14 protein-coding genes and 1 riboswitch are annotated in these 15,666 nt (G+C 70.5%); of the genes, 11 read left to right on the top strand and 3 right to left on the bottom strand.

Features of this window, described 5'->3' with window-relative positions:
• Positions 1-15: 15 nt before the first annotated feature.
• Positions 16-231: a hypothetical protein gene (locus tag V2S66_RS06695; protein ID WP_330793551.1), complete on the bottom strand. Its 216-nt coding sequence runs from the start codon at positions 229-231 to the stop codon at positions 16-18.
• Between the two features lie 99 nt (positions 232-330).
• On the opposite strand from V2S66_RS06695, the gene V2S66_RS06690 reads away from it, so the two are divergent.
• Positions 331-1,308: a carbohydrate kinase family protein gene (locus V2S66_RS06690; RefSeq protein WP_330793550.1), complete on the top strand. Its 978-nt coding sequence runs from the start codon at positions 331-333 to the stop codon at positions 1,306-1,308.
• A 52-nt stretch (positions 1,309-1,360) separates the two neighbouring features.
• On the opposite strand, the gene V2S66_RS06685 is transcribed toward V2S66_RS06690, so the two are convergent.
• The gene (locus V2S66_RS06685; protein ID WP_330793549.1) at positions 1,361-2,779 is read right to left on the bottom strand and encodes a cysteine desulfurase/sulfurtransferase TusA family protein; all 1,419 of its coding nucleotides are present in this window, start codon (positions 2,777-2,779) and stop codon (positions 1,361-1,363) included.
• A 247-nt stretch (positions 2,780-3,026) separates the two neighbouring features.
• Here V2S66_RS06685 and ctaC point away from each other — a divergent pair, with 247 nt between their 5' ends.
• From ctaC to V2S66_RS06665, 4 genes are all read left to right on the top strand, one after another.
• On the top strand, positions 3,027-4,013 hold the full coding sequence (ctaC, locus tag V2S66_RS06680; RefSeq protein WP_413966315.1) for an aa3-type cytochrome oxidase subunit II: 987 nt from the start codon (positions 3,027-3,029) through the stop codon (positions 4,011-4,013).
• Complete coding sequence (ctaD, locus tag V2S66_RS06675) at positions 4,010-5,752, top strand: aa3-type cytochrome oxidase subunit I (protein WP_330793547.1); 1,743 nt, start codon at positions 4,010-4,012, stop codon at positions 5,750-5,752. The genes ctaC and ctaD overlap by 4 nt, the downstream gene beginning before the upstream one ends.
• Positions 5,749-6,147 (top strand): cytochrome c oxidase subunit 4, encoded by a 399-nt coding sequence (locus V2S66_RS06670; RefSeq protein WP_330793546.1) that lies wholly within the window; start codon positions 5,749-5,751, stop codon positions 6,145-6,147. The genes ctaD and V2S66_RS06670 overlap by 4 nt, the downstream gene beginning before the upstream one ends.
• Before the next feature lie 195 nt (positions 6,148-6,342).
• Positions 6,343-7,653 (top strand): L,D-transpeptidase, encoded by a 1,311-nt coding sequence (locus tag V2S66_RS06665; RefSeq protein ID WP_330793545.1) that lies wholly within the window; start codon positions 6,343-6,345, stop codon positions 7,651-7,653.
• A 42-nt stretch (positions 7,654-7,695) separates the two neighbouring features.
• Here the strand turns inward: V2S66_RS06665 and V2S66_RS06660 are convergent, their stop codons facing one another.
• Positions 7,696-8,115, bottom strand: a complete 420-nt coding sequence (locus tag V2S66_RS06660; RefSeq protein WP_330793544.1) for a response regulator transcription factor — start codon at positions 8,113-8,115, stop codon at positions 7,696-7,698.
• 189 nt (positions 8,116-8,304) lie between these two features.
• Between V2S66_RS06660 and ctaE the strand changes: the two genes are divergently transcribed.
• The 6 genes from ctaE (at position 8,305) to V2S66_RS06630 (ending at position 15,540) form a co-directional block, all read left to right on the top strand.
• Positions 8,305-8,925, top strand: a complete 621-nt coding sequence (gene ctaE, locus V2S66_RS06655; protein WP_330793543.1) for an aa3-type cytochrome oxidase subunit III — start codon at positions 8,305-8,307, stop codon at positions 8,923-8,925.
• Between the two features lie 82 nt (positions 8,926-9,007).
• Positions 9,008-9,817 carry a cytochrome bc1 complex diheme cytochrome c subunit gene (gene qcrC / locus V2S66_RS06650; protein ID WP_330793542.1) on the top strand — a complete coding sequence of 270 codons (810 nt, stop codon included), beginning with the start codon at positions 9,008-9,010 and terminating at the stop codon, positions 9,815-9,817.
• Positions 9,814-10,875: a cytochrome bc1 complex Rieske iron-sulfur subunit gene (qcrA, locus tag V2S66_RS06645; RefSeq protein WP_330793541.1), complete on the top strand. Its 1,062-nt coding sequence runs from the start codon at positions 9,814-9,816 to the stop codon at positions 10,873-10,875. The genes qcrC and qcrA overlap by 4 nt, the downstream gene beginning before the upstream one ends.
• On the top strand, positions 10,872-12,506 hold the full coding sequence (gene qcrB, locus V2S66_RS06640; RefSeq protein WP_330793540.1) for a cytochrome bc1 complex cytochrome b subunit: 1,635 nt from the start codon (positions 10,872-10,874) through the stop codon (positions 12,504-12,506). The genes qcrA and qcrB overlap by 4 nt, the downstream gene beginning before the upstream one ends.
• A gap of 140 nt (positions 12,507-12,646) precedes the next feature.
• Positions 12,647-13,711, top strand: a complete 1,065-nt coding sequence (gene trpD / locus V2S66_RS06635) for an anthranilate phosphoribosyltransferase (RefSeq protein ID WP_330793539.1) — start codon at positions 12,647-12,649, stop codon at positions 13,709-13,711.
• Between the two features lie 128 nt (positions 13,712-13,839).
• Positions 13,840-13,956: riboswitch (SAM riboswitch) on the top strand.
• Between the two features lie 165 nt (positions 13,957-14,121).
• On the top strand, positions 14,122-15,540 hold the full coding sequence (locus tag V2S66_RS06630; RefSeq protein WP_330793538.1) for an aminotransferase class V-fold PLP-dependent enzyme: 1,419 nt from the start codon (positions 14,122-14,124) through the stop codon (positions 15,538-15,540).
• The last annotated feature ends 126 nt before the right edge of the window (positions 15,541-15,666 follow it).

Here is a 15,666-nt window from a genome sequence, read left to right as displayed (position 1 = left end):
GGTCGGCGGTGCGGGTCAGGCGCCGTACTCCGTCATGCCGCGCACCACGTGCGCGGACGCGGGCGGCACGGTGATGCCGTGCAGGCTGGCGGGGGCGACGACGGCCTGTTCGTGCGCTGCCGGGGTCTTCCAGTGCAGCGCCATCCGCCGGCAGTCCCCGATCAGCTGCTGCAGCGATTCGGGTTCGGTCGCGGAGGAGGGGGGCAGAACGGCAGGCGAGTCGGTGCTCATGATGCGACCCTAGGCATGCGCCACCGACGGAGAAAGCCCTACTATCGGGTAGTTTCTCCGTGTCCCCCTGATCCTCTTGCCTCTCAGGAGTCCGCCGCCGTGCGTATCGCCGTCACCGGATCCATCGCCACCGACCATCTGATGACCTTCCCCGGCCGGTTCGCCGACCAGCTGGTCGCCGACCGGCTGCACACGGTCTCCCTCTCCTTCCTGGTCGACGGACTCGACGTGCGGCGCGGCGGTGTCGCCGCCAACATCTGCTTCGGCATGGGCCAGCTGGGCACCCGCCCGGTGCTGGTGGGCGCGGCGGGCAACGACTTCGCGGAGTACCGCAGCTGGCTGGAGCGGCACGGCGTGGACACCTCGTCGGTGCGGATCTCCGAGGTGCTGCACACCGCCCGTTTCATCTGCACCACCGACAGCGACCACAACCAGATCGGCTCCTTCTACACCGGCGCGATGAGCGAGGCCCGGCTGATCGAGCTGCAGGCGGTCGCCGAGCGGGTGGGCGGCCTCGACCTGGTGTCCATCGGGGCGGACGACCCCGAGGCGATGATCCGCCACACCGAGGAGTGCCGATCGCGCGGCATCCCCTTCGCCGCCGACTTCTCCCAGCAGATCGCCCGGATGGACGGCGACGACATCCGGGTGCTGCTCGACGGCGCCGCCTACCTGTTCAACAACGAGTACGAGAAGGGCCTGATCGAGACCAAGACCGGCTGGAGCGAGGCGGAGATCCTGGACCGGGTCGGCACCCGCGTCACCACCCTGGGCTCCCACGGTGTGCGGATCGACCGCAAGGGCGAGGCGCCGATCGAGGTGGGCTGCGCGGAGGAGGAGCGCAAGGCCGACCCGACGGGCGTCGGCGACGCCTTCCGGGCCGGCTTCCTGTCGGGCCTCGCGTGGGGCGTCGGCTTCGAACGCGCCGCCCAGGTCGGCAACATGCTCGCCACCCTGGTCATCGAGACCGTCGGCACCCAGGAGTACGAGCTGCGCCGCGGCCACTTCATGGAGCGCTTCACCAAGGCGTACGGCGACGCGGCCGCCTCCGAGGTCAGGGACCACCTCAAGCGCTGAGCCCCCGGGGGGCCAGGAGGTCCCGGCACCGGGCACCCGTCCGCCGTCCGGCTCAGCCGCGGCGCCGCACCACGTACGCGGCGCCGCGCTCGGCCGGGCGCACGCCCACGTACTCCTGGCCGCGCATCTGGCACCAGGCCGGGATGTCGAGGCGGGCCGCCTCGTCGTCGGAGAGCACCGTGACCAGGCCGCCGACCGGCACCTGCCCGATCACCTTGGCCAGTTCGATGACCGGGATCGGGCAGAGCTTGCCGAGCGAGTCCACCAGCAGGCCGGCGCCCGGCTCGGTGCTCCCCGCGTCCGCCGCGGAGCCTGCGGAGTCGCCGGCGGCGCCTGCGGACCCTGCGGACCCGGCGGTGGGCGCGCCGAGCTGCGCGCGGACCTCGGCGACCACCCCGGGCAGCACCGCCAGGAAACGCTCCACGTCCTCCTCGGCGGTCCCCGGCGGCAGCGACACCCGGACGTTGCCCTCCGACAGCACACCCATCGCCTTGAGCACATGGCTCGGCGTCAGCGTGCTCGACGTGCACGACGACCCGGAGGACACCGAGAAGCCGGCCAGGTCCAGGGCGGTGAGCAGCGCCTCGCCGTCCACGTAGAGGCAGGAGAAGGTGACCAGGTGCGGCAGCCGCAGCCGGTCGTGGCCGACAACCTCCACGTCGGGCACGGTCCGCGCCACCCGCGTCCTGATCCGCTCCACCAGCGCGCCCAGCCGCGCCGCCTCCGCCGCGGCGGCGTCCCGCACCGCGCGCAGCGAGGCCGCGGCGGCGACGACGGCGGGCAGGCTCAGCGAGCCCGGCGCGCGCCCCGACTCCCGTTCGTCCGCGGGCTCCTGGGGTGCGTACCTGGTGCCCTTGCGCACCGCGAGCAGCCCCACCCCTGACGGGCCGCCCCACTTGTGCGCGCTGCCCGCCAGCAGCGACCAGCCGTCCGGCGGCGCCCCCCAGGCCAGCGACTGCGCGGCGTCCACCAGCAGCGGCACGCCGGCCGCCCGGCATGCCGCGGCGACCTCCTCGACCGGCTGGACGGTGCCCACCTCGTGGTTGGCCGACTGCAGGCAGGCCAGCGCGGTGTCCGGGCGCAGCGCCGCGGCGAAGGCCGCCGGGTCGACGCGCCCGGTGCGGTCGACGCCCACCTGCACGGTGTCGTACGGCTCCGCGGCGTGCAGCACCGCGGAGTGCTCGACCGCGGACACCACCAGGTGCCGTCCGGTCCTGCGCCGCCCGGCGGTCGCCCCCGCCACCGCCGAATGCAGCGCGCGGGTACCCGAAGGAGTGAAGACCAGTTCGTCCGGGCGGCAGCCGACCGCCTCCGCGGCGGCCTCCCGCGCGGCGTCGAGCAGCACCCTCGCCCGCCGCCCCTCGCGGTACAGCCGGGCCGGGTCGGCCCAGCCGTCGTCGAGGGCGGCGAGCAGCGCCTGACGCGCCACGGGGTGCAGCGGAGCGGCGGACGCCATATCGAAATAGGACACGACCGCACGCTACAACCCGGGCCGGGCGGGGTGTCAGAACGCCTCCGCGGAGCGGGACTCCGGGGGCGTGCCCTCCCTTAGGGGTGAGGTCCGGCGCGTTGGACCCCCTCCCCGCGAGACCCCGAAGTGCGTCCAGTAGGGTTTGGTCCGCATAAACATCCACACCTAGTGCCCGCGCACGGGCCGACCGACCAGCAGACGGCCGGAACACTCGGACGCGCGGGCGAGACTCTCGGGAAGGCGCTACGTGAGTCCCAACGGCTCCGACCTCCCCCACGGCCAGAAAGGCGTGGGCGGAGCTCCCATGTCGCGGCGCCCGGTACGGCGATGGCTGCCGCGGGTGCTGGCCGCGGGTCTGGTCCTGGCGACGGCCACAGGCTGCTCTTACAAGGACTACCCCCGTCTGGGCATGCCCAGCCCCGCCACGGAACAGGCACCCAGGATCCTCGCGCTCTGGCAGGGCTCCTGGGCCGCCGCGCTGGCGACCGGTGTGCTCGTCTGGGGCCTGATCCTGTGGAGCGTGATCTTCCACCGGCGCAGCCGGACGAAGGTCGAGGTCCCTCCGCAGACGCGTTACAACATGCCGCTTGAGGCGCTCTACACCATCGTCCCGATCATCGTGATCGCGGTGCTCTTCTACTTCACCGCCCGGGACGAGTCCAAGATCCTGGACACCTCGAAGAAGCCGCAGAACGTGATCAACGTGGTGGGCTTCCAGTGGAGCTGGGGCTTCAACTACCTGGCGAACGTGGACGGCAACCCGGCGACGCCCGTGGGCGTTCCGGCGAACCTGTCCACCATCCCGGCGAACAAGCTGCTGCTGCCCAAGGGCGCCGAGGGCGTCTACGACGTCGGCACCCCCTCCAGCGGCACCGAGGAGCACCCCGGCCCGACGCTGTGGCTGCCCGAGGGCCAGTCCGTGCGGTTCGTGCTGACCTCCCGTGACGTGATCCACGACTTCTGGGTGATCCCCTTCCTCATGAAGATGGACGTCATCCCGGGCCAGACCAACGTCTTCCAGGTGACGCCGAACAAGCTCGGGCTGTTCCGCGGCAAGTGCGCCGAGCTGTGCGGCCAGGACCACTCCCGGATGCTGTTCAACGTCAAGGTCGTCACGCCCGAGCAGTACCAGCAGCACCTCAAGGACCTGGCGGCGAAGGGGCAGACCGGTTACATCCCGGCGGGCATTGCCACCACGGGCAACGCGAAGAACTCGGAGCCCAAGACCACATGAGCATTCTCAACGAACCCCAGGGCGCGGCTCCGGCTGACGACTCGTACGAGGACGAGCTGCCCGTCCGCACCAAGAGCCCCGGCTCCGTGGTCATCAAGTGGCTGACCACCACCGACCACAAGACCATCGGCACGCTCTACCTGGTGACGTCGTTCGCCTTCTTCCTCATCGGCGGCGTCATGGCGCTGCTGATGCGTGCCGAGCTGGCCCGTCCGGGCAACCAGTTCCTGTCGAACGAGCAGTTCAACCAGGCGTTCACGATGCACGGCACCGTGATGCTGCTGATGTTCGCGACCCCGCTCTTCGCGGGCTTCACGAACTGGATCATGCCGCTGCAGATCGGCGCGCCCGACGTGGCGTTCCCGCGGCTGAACATGTTCGCGTACTGGCTGTACCTGTTCGGCTCGCTGATCGCGGTCGGCGGCTTCGTCACCCCGCAGGGCGCGGCCGACTTCGGCTGGTTCGCCTACTCCCCGCTCTCCGACGCGGTGCACTCGCCCGGCGTCGGCGCGGACATGTGGATCATGGGTCTGGCGCTGTCCGGCTTCGGCACCATCCTCGGCGCCGTCAACTTCATCACCACGATCATCTGCATGCGCGCCCCCGGCATGACGATGTTCCGCATGCCGATCTTCGTGTGGAACGTGCTGCTCACCGCGGTGCTCGTGCTGCTGGCCTTCCCGGTGCTCGCCGCCGCGCTGCTGTGCCTGGAGGCCGACCGGAAGTTCGGGGCGCACGTCTTCGACGCCGCCAACGGCGGCGCCCTGTTGTGGCAGCACCTCTTCTGGTTCTTCGGGCACCCAGAGGTGTACATCATCGCGCTGCCGTTCTTCGGCATCATCTCCGAGGTCATCCCGGTCTTCAGCCGCAAGCCGATGTTCGGCTACATCGGCCTGGTCGCCGCGACGATCTCCATCGCCGGCCTCTCGGTGACGGTGTGGGCGCACCACATGTACGTCACCGGCGGCGTGCTGCTCCCGTTCTTCTCCTTCATGACCTTCCTGATCGCGGTGCCGACCGGTGTGAAGTTCTTCAACTGGATCGGCACCATGTGGAAGGGCAGTCTGAGTTTCGAGACGCCCATGCTGTGGGCCGTCGGCTTCCTGATCACCTTCACCTTCGGTGGTCTGACCGGTGTCATCCTCGCCGCGCCGCCGCTGGACTTCCACGTCTCCGACTCGTACTTCGTGGTCGCGCACTTCCACTACGTCGTCTTCGGCACCGTGGTGTTCGCGATGTTCGCGGGCTTCCACTTCTGGTGGCCGAAGATGACCGGCAAGATGCTCGACGAGCGGCTCGGCAAGATCACCTTCTGGACGCTGTTCTTCGGCTTCCACGGGACCTTCCTGGTCCAGCACTGGCTCGGCGTCGAAGGCATGCCCCGCCGCTACGCCGACTACCTGGCGGTGGACGGCTTCACCACGCTGAACACCGTCTCGACGATCAGCTCCTTCCTGCTCGGCCTCTCGGTCCTGCCGTTCCTCTACAACGTCTGGAAGACCGCGAAGTACGGCAAGAAGGTGGAGGTCGACGACCCGTGGGGTTACGGCCGTTCGCTGGAGTGGGCCACCTCGTGCCCGCCGCCGCGGCACAACTTCCTCACGCTGCCGCGGATCCGCTCCGAATCCCCGGCGTTCGACCTGCACCACCCGGAGATCGCGGCCGTCGACGCGCTCAGCGCACGCGGCGCGACCACGGCTCCGCTGACCGGCGCGGACGACAAGGAGGGCCGGGCGTGAAGATCCAAGGCAAGATGTTCCTGGGCTTCGCCGTCTTCATCCTGGCGGTCGCCATCATCTACGGCGTCTGGTCCAAGGAGGCCGCGGGCACCACCGCGCTCTTCCTCGCCTTCGCCCTGTGCACCATGATCGGTTTCTACCTGGCGTTCACCGCCCGGCGGGCCGACACCGGAGCGCAGGACCGGGACGACGCCGACGTCGCCGACGACGCGGGCGAACTGGGCTTCTTCAGCCCGCACAGCTGGCAGCCGCTGGCGCTGGGCGTGGGCGGCTCGCTCGCCTTCCTCGGCATCATCTTCGGCTGGTGGCTGCTGTTCTTCTCGCTGCCGGTGATCCTCCTCGGCGTGTACGGCTGGGTCTTCGAGTACTACAAGGGTGAGAACCGCACCCAGTAGCCGGACCGCCGCGGGAGACCGCACCCGGGACGCATGACCCGGAGCACACGACACAGGGCCCGGACGCCACAGGCGTCCGGGCCCTGCTGTGTTCCGGCCCTTGCTGCGTTCCCGGCCGTGCCGGCCGCCTGCCCGCGCCGCTCGTTTGCACGCGCCCACCGAGCGGAAACCCACCGTGCTTCCTAGCGTGACGGTATGAGCCACACGCCCCCCAAGAACCAGGCGCTGCGCCAGACGGCGCTGACCTGCGCCCTCCTCATAGCCCCGCTCGCGGTGGGGCTGACCGCCTGCGGCAGCGGGGGAAACCCGCTCGCCGCCTCACCGCACGAGGCCGCGGCCGACGTGTCCTACGGGACCGCCGCCGGCGGCAAGGCCGACCCGAACAAGCCCCTCAAGGTCACCGTGAAGGACGGCAGCCGGATCACCGACGTGACGGCCACCGACGCGGCCGGACGCTACATACGCGGCCGGCTCAGCGCGGACGGCGGCGACTGGCAGTCCACCGCACCCCTCGCTGCCGGCGTCCACTACACCGTCCGGGTGAGCACCGAGGACTCCAACGGCCACCCCGGCCGCAAGGTCCTGACCTTCGACACCACCTCGGCGGACGCCGGCCTGCACGTCTCCTTCGGCCCCGACGCGGGCACCTACGGCGTCGGCCAGCCCCTCACCGCCGTGCTCAGCAAGCCGGTGCACACCAAGGCCGCCAGGGCCGCCGTGGAGGGCAACCTGCGCGTCTCCTCGACCCCCGCGGCCGCCAAGGGCTCCTGGTACTGGGTCGACGACAAGACCCTGCACTACCGGCCGCAGAGCTACTGGCCCGCCGACGCGACCATCAGCGTCAGCAGCACCCTGTCCGGCGTGCGCGTCCAGGACAAGCTGTACGGCGGCGCGGACAAGCCGCTCACCCTCCACACCGGCGACCGCATCGAGGCGATCACGGACGCCGGAACCGACCAGATGACCTTCAAGGACAACGGCAAAGTCGTGAGAACCATCCCGATCACCACCGGCAAGCCCGGCTTCGACACCCGCAACGGCATCAAGGTGGTGCTGGAGAAGCAGCAGTTCGTGCAGATGAAGAGCGAGAGCATAGGCATAGCCGCCGGCAGCTCCGACTCGTACGACCTGCCCGTCTACTGGGCCACCCGGGTGACTTGGAGTGGCGAATACGTGCACGCCGCGCCCTGGTCCGAGGGCTCCCAGGGGTACGCCAACGTCAGCCACGGCTGCACCGGCATGAGCACCGCGAACGCCGAGTGGTTCTTCGAGCACGTACGGCAGGGCGACGTGGTCCAGGTGGTCCACAGCCAGGGCCCGACGATGACGCCGTTCGACAACGGCTTCGGCGACTGGAACCTCGCCTGGAGCCAGTGGCAGAAGGGCAGCGCGCTGGGCGTCTCCGGCGGCACCGCCCCGCCCCCGGCGACCAGCGGACAGGGCCAGACGGACGTGAACTCCACCCCCGTCAACGCCCCGGCGCGGCTGCGCCCGCAGACGCTCTGACGCCCGCCGCCGGCTCACCCCAGCGGGGTCCGGCGCCGCAGGTCAGCGGGTCGCGACGGCCGTACCGGCCGGCGCGACCCGGCGGCGCAGCAGCGTCGCCAACGTCTCGCTGAGCGCCACCGGATCCACCGGATGGGTGACAGCCGCGTCCGCCCTGCTCCAGGTGGCCAGCCAGGCGTCCTGCGGCCGCCCGATCAGCACCAGCACCGGCGGGCACCGGAAGATCTCGTCCTTCACCTGCCGGCAGACCCCCATGCCGCCGGCCGGATTGGCCTCCCCGTCCAGCACGCACACGTCGATCCCGCCGCGCTCCAGCTCGGTGAGGACCGCGGGCATCGTGGCGCACTCGATGTACTCCACCGGTGGCAGGTCGGCCGCGGGCCTGCGGCCGACGGCGAGCCGGACCTGCTCCCGGGTGTTCGCGTCGTCGCTGTAGACCAGCACCGTGGCGGTCGCCTGCATCGTGGGTCCTCCTCGTGAAGGCTTTCTCAAGGTGCTCCGGATGCTACTCCCGCCAGCGGCTTTCCCAGAAGGGTTCGCTCGTTCGGGGGACACGCGCCGCGGCCGCCCCGACCGACTCACCGGCCGACCGGGCACCTTGACACACCGAAGGGGACCCCCGGAGTGAGCGCGAGATAAGCGACCGACATAATGTCGGACGTGGCGACAGCAACAGCAGTAGAAACCGGGCACGCGCACCCGTCGGTCAACCGGCCGAACCTCACCAGCGTCGGAACCATCATCTGGCTGAGTTCCGAGCTGATGTTCTTCGCGGCCCTCTTCGCGATGTACTTCACCCTTCGGTCGGTCACGGGTGCCGACTTCTGGAAGGAACACGCTCACGCGCTGAACGTGCCGTTCTCCGCGACGAACACCACGATCCTGGTGCTCTCCTCCTTCACGTGCCAGATGGGCGTGTTCGCCGCCGAGCGCGGCGACGTGAAGAAGCTGCGCTCCTGGTTCATCGTGACGTTCATGATGGGCGCGATCTTCATCGGCGGCCAGATCTTCGAGTACACGAACCTGGTCAAGAAGGACGGGATCTCACTCAGCTCGGACCCGTACGGCTCGGTGTTCTACCTGACCACCGGCTTCCACGGTCTGCACGTGACGGGCGGTCTGATCGCGTTCCTGCTGGTGCTCGGCCGCACATACGCGGCCAAGCGGTTCACCCACCAGCAGGCCACCGCCGCCATCGTCGTGTCCTACTACTGGCACTTCGTCGATGTCGTCTGGATCGGCCTCTTCGCCACGATCTACCTGATCAAGTAGCCGGCTGCGCACCGCCAACCACGGTGCGGGACTGACGCATCCAGAAGCATCGACACAAGAGATCCTGACACCGGGGTAATCCGTGAAAAAGCTCTCCGCACGACGGCGCCACCCGCTGGCGGCGCTCGTCGTCCTACTCTTCGCGCTCGTGGCCTCCGGGGGGCTGTACGCGGCGCTCGCGCCGGCGCCCAAGGCGCAGGCCGACGACTCGGCCCAGTCCCTGGCCATCGAGCAGGGCAAGAAGCTGTACTCGGTCGGCTGCGCCAGCTGCCACAACATGTCCGGCCAGGGCAGCTCCGACGGTCCGAGCCTGGTGGGCGTCGGCTCCGCCGCGGTGGACTTCCAGGTCGGCACCGGCCGCATGCCGGCCCAGCAGCCGGGCGCGCAGATCCCGAAGAAGAAGGTCATCTACAACCAGGCGCAGATCGACCAGATCGCCGCGTACATCGCGTCGCTGGGCCCCGGTCCCGCCATCCCCACCAAGGACCAGTACAGCCCGGCCAGCGCCGACGCCGCCAAGGGCGGTGAGCTGTTCCGCACGAACTGCTCGCAGTGCCACAACTTCGTGGGCAAGGGCGGTGCGCTGACGGACGGCATGTACGCGCCGAGCCTGAAGGGCGTCGAGCCGAGGCACATCTACGAGGCCATGCAGACCGGCCCGCAGAACATGCCGTCCTTCCCGGACACCACGATGCCGCAGGACGCCAAGGCCGACATCATCGCGTACCTCAACGAGGTCGACACCGCCGGCTCGGAGAACCCCGGCGGGTTCACGCTCGGCACGCTCGGCCCGGTCCCCGAGGGCCTCTTCGCCTGGGTCTTCGGACTCGGCGCGATGATCGCCACCGCCACCTGGGTCGCCGCCCGGACGACTAAGGCCAAGAAGTCATGAGCGAAACCGGATCCCACAACGACGTGTCAGAGAACCTGCCGAGCGAACACGGCGCCCGCGGCGGCGACGTAGCGGTCAAGTCCGACCCGTTCGCCAACCCCGGGCTGCCGCCCCACGAGCACCGGCGCCAGGACATCGACGAGAAGGCCGCCCGCCACTCCGAGCGAGTGGTCGCGGGCCTGTTCATGCTCTCGATGCTGGGCACCCTGGGCTTCATCGCGAGCTTCGTCGTCTTCCCGATCGACAAGATCATCTACGTCTTCCCGATCGGGCACGTCAGCGCGCTGAACTTCTCCCTGGGCCTGACCCTGGGCGTCGCGCTGTTCGCGATCGGCGCGGGCGCCGTGCACTGGGCCCGCACGCTGATGTCCGACGAGGAGGTCGCCGACGAGCGGCACCGCGTCGACGCGGACGACGAGCTCAAGGAGAACGTCCGCCAGCAGTGGATCACCGGCGCCAAGGAGAGCGGCTTCGGCCGCCGCAAGCTGATCCGCAACACCATGTTCGGCGCACTGACCCTGGTGCCGCTGTCCGGTGTGGTGATCCTGCGCGACCTCGGCCCGCTGCCGGAGAAGAAGCTCGACCACACCCTGTGGACGCGCGGCAAGGTGCTGGTGAACACCAACACCGACAAGCCGCTGCGCCCCGAGGACGTCATCGTCGGTTCGCTGACCTTCGCCAGGCCCGAGGGCCTGGAGGAGGCGCAGGAGGACTTCCAGGAGCAGATCGCCAAGGCCGCCCTGATGATCGTCCGGCTCAAGCCGGAGGACATCAAGGACAAGCGCGAGCGCGACTGGGCGCACGAGGGCATCGTCGCCTTCTCCAAGATCTGCACCCACGTCGGCTGCCCGATCAGCCTCTACGAGCAGCAGACGCACCACGTGCTCTGCCCGTGCCACCAGTCGACGTTCGACCTCTCCGACGGTGCCCGGGTGCTGTTCGGCCCGGCGGGACACCCGCTGCCGCAGCTTCGGATCAGCGTCAATGGTGACGGCAACCTCATCGCCCTCGGCGACTTCGAGGAGCCCGTCGGCCCGGCCTTCTGGGAGCGCTCATGAGTACCACGACCGATACGCCGACCCGCCGCGGACCGACCAACCCCGGTGAGCGGATCGCGGAGTGGACCGACGGCCGGCTCGGTCTGTACAAGCTGGCCAAGTCCAACCTGCGCAAGATCTTCCCGGACCACTGGTCCTTCATGCTCGGCGAGGTCTGCCTCTACAGCTTCACGATCCTCATCCTCACGGGTGTCTATCTGACGCTGTTCTTCCACCCGAGCATGAACGAGGTCGTCTACCACGGCCCGTACGCGCCGCTTCAGGGCGTGCGGATGTCCGAGGCGTACGCCTCCACGATGCACATCAGCTTCGAGGTCCGCGGCGGTCTGCTGATCCGGCAGATCCACCACTGGTCCGCGCTGATCTTCATCGCCGCGATGATCGTGCACATGATGCGCGTCTTCTTCACCGGCGCGTTCCGCCGCCCGCGCGAGATCAACTGGCTGTTCGGCTGGACGCTGCTCTTCCTGGGCATGTTCACCGGCTTCACCGGCTACTCGCTCCCGGACGACCTGCTGTCCGGCACCGGTGTGCGGTTCATGGAAGGCGCGGTGCTCTCCACCCCGGTGGTCGGCACGTACCTGTCGATGTTCCTGTTCGGCGGCGAGTTCCCCGGCCACGACTTCGTCGGCCGGTTCTACTCGGTGCACATCCTGCTGCTGCCAGGTCTGATGGCCGGCCTGCTGGTCGCCCACCTGATCCTGGTGTTCTTCCACAAGCACACCCAGTTCCCGGGCGCCGGCAAGACCGAGAAGAACGTCGTCGGCTCGCCGCTGCTGCCGATCTACACGGCCAAGGCGGGCGGCTTCTTCTTCCTGGTGTTCGGCATCATCTCGGCCATCGCCGCGGTCGCCACCATCAACCCGATCTGGACGATGGGCCCCTACCGGCCCGACCAGGTGTCCACCGGAGCCCAGCCCGACTGGTACATGGGCTTCTCCGAGGGCCTGATCCGCGTCATGCCGGGCTGGGAGATCAGGGCCTGGGGCCACACGCTGGTCCTCGGCGTGTTCATCCCGCTGATGGTCTTCCCGCTGGTCATGATGGCCATCGCGGTCTACCCGTTCATCGAGGCGTGGGTGACCGGCGACAAGCGGGAGCACCACCTGCTGGACCGGCCGCGCAACCGTCCGGTGCGCACCGGCTTCGGCGTGGCCTGGCTGACGCTGTACTTCGTGCTGCTGGTCGGTGGTGGCAACGACATCTTCGCCACCCACTTCCATCTGTCGATCAACGCGATCACCTGGTTCGTCCGGGTCAGCTTCTTCGTGGCGCCGGTCCTCGCGTACTGGGCCACCAAGCGGGTCTGCCTCGGTCTGCAACGGCGGGACCGCGACAAGGTGCTGCACGGGCGCGAGACCGGCATCATCAAGCGGCTGCCGCACGGTGAGTTCATCGAGGTGCACGAACTGCTCTCGCAGCAGGAGCTGCACGTGCTCACCGCGCACGCCCAGCCCAGGCCGATCGAGGTCGGCCCCGAGGTCGACGAGAACGGCGTGGAGCGCAAGGCGAACCCCGTCGCGAAGCTGCAGGCGCGGATGTCCCGCAACTTCTACGGCGAGCACAGCCAGATCCCCAAGCCGACCGCCGAGGAGTACGAGGAGATCACCTCGGGCCACGGCCACCACTGACGCACCGGCGCAGCGCGTCGCGTCGCCACACACCGGTCGGGCCCGGCACCCCTTGGGGGCGCCGGGCCCGACCGGTTTCCGCGCTGCCGACTCCCGATAGGGTGAGGGCCCACCCAGGAGCCGTTCCAGGAGCGTGAGCCATGAGCGTTGTGCACCCCGCCGGAGGCGAGACGACGGCTCCGCGGTCCTGGCCGGACGTGCTGAGCGAGCTGATGGCCGGACGGGACCTGTCCGTCGAGGACACGGCCTGGGCGATGGACCGGATCATGCGCGGTGAGGCGACCGACGTGCAGATCGCCGGCTTCGCCGTCGCACTGCGGGCCAAGGGCGAGACCGTCGACGAGGTCTCCGGCATGGTCCGCGCGATGTACGAGCACGCCAACACCATCGAGGTGCCGGGCCGGACCGTCGACATCGTCGGCACCGGCGGCGACCGCTCCAGGACCGTCAACATCTCCACCATGTCGGCGATCGTGGTGGCCGGCACCGGCGCGAAGGTGGTCAAGCACGGCAATCGCGCGGCCTCCTCCGCCAGCGGTGCGTCCGACGTGCTGGCCAAGCTCGGCGTCAATCTGGAGCTGACCCCGGAGCGGGTGGTGCAGGTGGCCGCGGAGGCCGGCATCACCTTCTGCTTCGCCATCAGGTTCCACCCGGCGCTGCGTCATGTCGCGAAGGCGCGCGCGGAGTTGGGGGTCGGCACCACCTTCAACTTCCTCGGCCCGCTGACCAACCCGGCCCGGGTCATGGCGCAGGCGACCGGCGTCGCCGACCTGCGGATGGCGCCCATCCTGGCCGGCGTGCTGGCCGAACGCGGCTCCTCCGCGCTGGTGTTCCGGGGCGACGACGGCCTGGACGAGCTGACCACCACCGCGACCTCCCAGGTGTGGGTGGTGCGCGACGGCAAGGTCGAGCAGCGCACCTTCGACCCGCGCGACGTCGGCCTGCCGCTGGTCCCGGTCGAGGCGCTGCGCGGCGCCGATGCGGCCCACAACGCCGAGGTGGCCCGCCGCCTGCTCGCCGGCGAGACCGGTCCGGTACGGGACGCGGTGCTGCTCAACTCCGCGGCCGCGCTGGTCGCCCTGTCGCCCGGCGACGGCCCGCTGGAGGAGCAGATCGCCGCCGGGCTGGTGGCGGCCGCCGAGTCCATCGACTCCGGCGCGGCCGCCGCCGCGCTGGAGCGGTGGGCGGCCGCGACGCAGGCGTGACGCACCGCGGCTGACCCGCCAGGGTCGAAGCAGCCGCGGTCGAGGCACCGCACGCTCCGGGCGCAGGACGAGTCCACTGATCGGACGCCGTCTTGCGCCCGGACGCGTGTATGGCACAATCCATTTCAGGTCACGAGTGACAGCGTCAAGGCCCCGGCTCGCTGTCCGGCAACCCTCCGTCCGAGGCGGGGTGCCCCGGGTGATGACCAGGCCGTGAGCAGCAAGGCCCACGGCAAGCCGGACATGGGGAGTTCTTTCATGAGCAAGCGAATGCGATAGGGCCTCAGGCCCCGGTTCTGCGTTTCCACTGCACTTCCGCCCGTCGTCGAGTCCGCGCCGCCCCGCTTCGCCGTGCCGTCCTCCGGCCGGAGCGGGCGCGATGCCGCCTGCCTGCCTCCAGGAGCCACGCCATGACTGTCACCACCACCTTCTCCGCCTTCTCTGCCTCCTCCGCTGCCGCCGCCGCTGTCTCCGGCGGGTCCGACGTCGAGCTGCGGGCCCCGCTGGCCGTGCTCGGCGGCGACGTCCGTGTGCCGCTGGTGACCGGCGGCGAGGTGGCGTACGCGGCGCTCGACTACGCGGCCAGCGCCCCGGCGCTCCGGCGGGTGTGGGACGACGTCGCCGCCTACGCGCCGTACTACGGCAGCGTGCACCGCGGCGCCGGGTACCTCTCCCAGCTGTCCACCGACCTGTTCGAGCAGAGCAGGGCCACCGTCGCCGGGTTCCTCGGCTGCCGCCCCGACGACCAGGTGCTCTTCACCCGGTCCACCACCGACTCGCTCAACCTGCTCGCCGCCGCCCTGCCCGCCGGCACCCGGGTGTTCGTCTTCGAGACCGAGCACCACGCGGCGCTCCTGCCGTGGCAGCGCGCCGAGGACGCCGAGGTGGTCTGTCTGGCCGCGCCGCGCACCCCCGAGCAGGCCGTGGCCGCGCTCGACGTGGCGCTGCACGGCGCGCCGAAGGGCCCCAAGCTGGTGTGCGTCACCGGCGCGTCCAACGTCACCGGCGAGCTGTGGCCGGTCCGCGAACTGGCCGCCGCCGCACACCGGCACGGCGCCCGCATCGTGCTCGACGCGGCGCAGCTCGCGCCGCACCACCCGGTCGACGTCGCGGACCTCGACGTGGACTGGGTGGCCTTCTCCGGGCACAAGCTGTACGCCCCCTTCGGCTCCGGCGTCCTCGCCGGCCGGCCCGACTGGCTGCGCGACGCGGAGCCCTACCTCGCCGGCGGCGGCGCCACCCGTACGGTCACCCGCGGCGCCGACGGCCGCGTCGACGTGCAGTGGCACGAGGGCGTCGCCCGGCACGAGGCGGGCTCGCCCAACGTCATCGGCGCCTACGCGATCGCCTCGGCGTGCCGGGCGCTCACCGAGGCGGGCTTCGACCGGCTGGTCGAGCGCGAGCAGGCGCTGCTCGCCCGGCTGACCGAGGGGCTCGCCGCGATCCCGCAGGTGCGGGTGCTGTCCCTGTTCGGGCCGGACGCGCCCCGGGTCGGCGTGGTGTCCTTCGTCGTCGACGGCTGGAACAGCTCGCACTTCGCGGCGGCGCTCTCCGCCGAGCACGGCATCGGTGTGCGCGACGGCCTCTTCTGCGCGCACCCGCTGGTGCGCGTGCTGCTCGACTCCGCTCCCGGCGAGCCGGGCGAGTGCGGCGCGCCCGACGCCGAGCCCGGCGAGCGCTCGCTCAACGCGGTCCGCGTCAGCTTCGGCGCCGGTACCCCCGCCGAGCACGTGGACCGCTTCCTCGCCGCCGCGCGCTCGCTCGTCGCCGACGGCGCCGCGTGGCGCTACCACACCGAAGAGGGCCGCTGCGTCCCCGTCAAGGGCTGACCCCCGGCCCCCTGCCCTTCCGGGCGGCAGCCCCGCGGTTGGTCACCGGGCGCAGGGGGGGGGCGTTGCGGGCGTTGCCGACCCGCCGGCCGGCGGGTGGCTGTTCGAGTGCGTTCCGGGCGCAGC

This window comes from Actinacidiphila polyblastidii (assembly GCF_036353415.1).
GTDB classification, from domain to species: Bacteria; Actinomycetota; Actinomycetes; order Streptomycetales; family Streptomycetaceae; genus Actinacidiphila; species Actinacidiphila polyblastidii.
Note: the sequence above shows the minus strand (reverse complement) of the source record. Positions and strands in the feature narration are given on the sequence as shown.

What these genes read in the sequence shown, in the direction of transcription:
- V2S66_RS06695 (WP_330793551.1), bottom strand. Translation starts at nt 231, where the DNA reads ATGAGCACCGACTCGCCTGCCGTTCTGCCCCCCTCCTCCGCGACCGAA.
- ctaD (WP_330793547.1), top strand. Translation starts at nt 4,010, where the DNA reads ATGAGCATTCTCAACGAACCCCAGGGCGCGGCTCCGGCTGACGACTCG.
- V2S66_RS06665 (WP_330793545.1), top strand. Translation starts at nt 6,343, where the DNA reads ATGAGCCACACGCCCCCCAAGAACCAGGCGCTGCGCCAGACGGCGCTG.
- V2S66_RS06660 (WP_330793544.1), bottom strand. Translation starts at nt 8,115, where the DNA reads ATGCAGGCGACCGCCACGGTGCTGGTCTACAGCGACGACGCGAACACC.
- ctaE (WP_330793543.1), top strand. Translation starts at nt 8,305, where the DNA reads ATGTCGGACGTGGCGACAGCAACAGCAGTAGAAACCGGGCACGCGCAC.
- qcrA (WP_330793541.1), top strand. Translation starts at nt 9,814, where the DNA reads ATGAGCGAAACCGGATCCCACAACGACGTGTCAGAGAACCTGCCGAGC.
- qcrB (WP_330793540.1), top strand. Translation starts at nt 10,872, where the DNA reads ATGAGTACCACGACCGATACGCCGACCCGCCGCGGACCGACCAACCCC.
- trpD (WP_330793539.1), top strand. Translation starts at nt 12,647, where the DNA reads ATGAGCGTTGTGCACCCCGCCGGAGGCGAGACGACGGCTCCGCGGTCC.
- V2S66_RS06630 (WP_330793538.1), top strand. Translation starts at nt 14,122, where the DNA reads ATGACTGTCACCACCACCTTCTCCGCCTTCTCTGCCTCCTCCGCTGCC.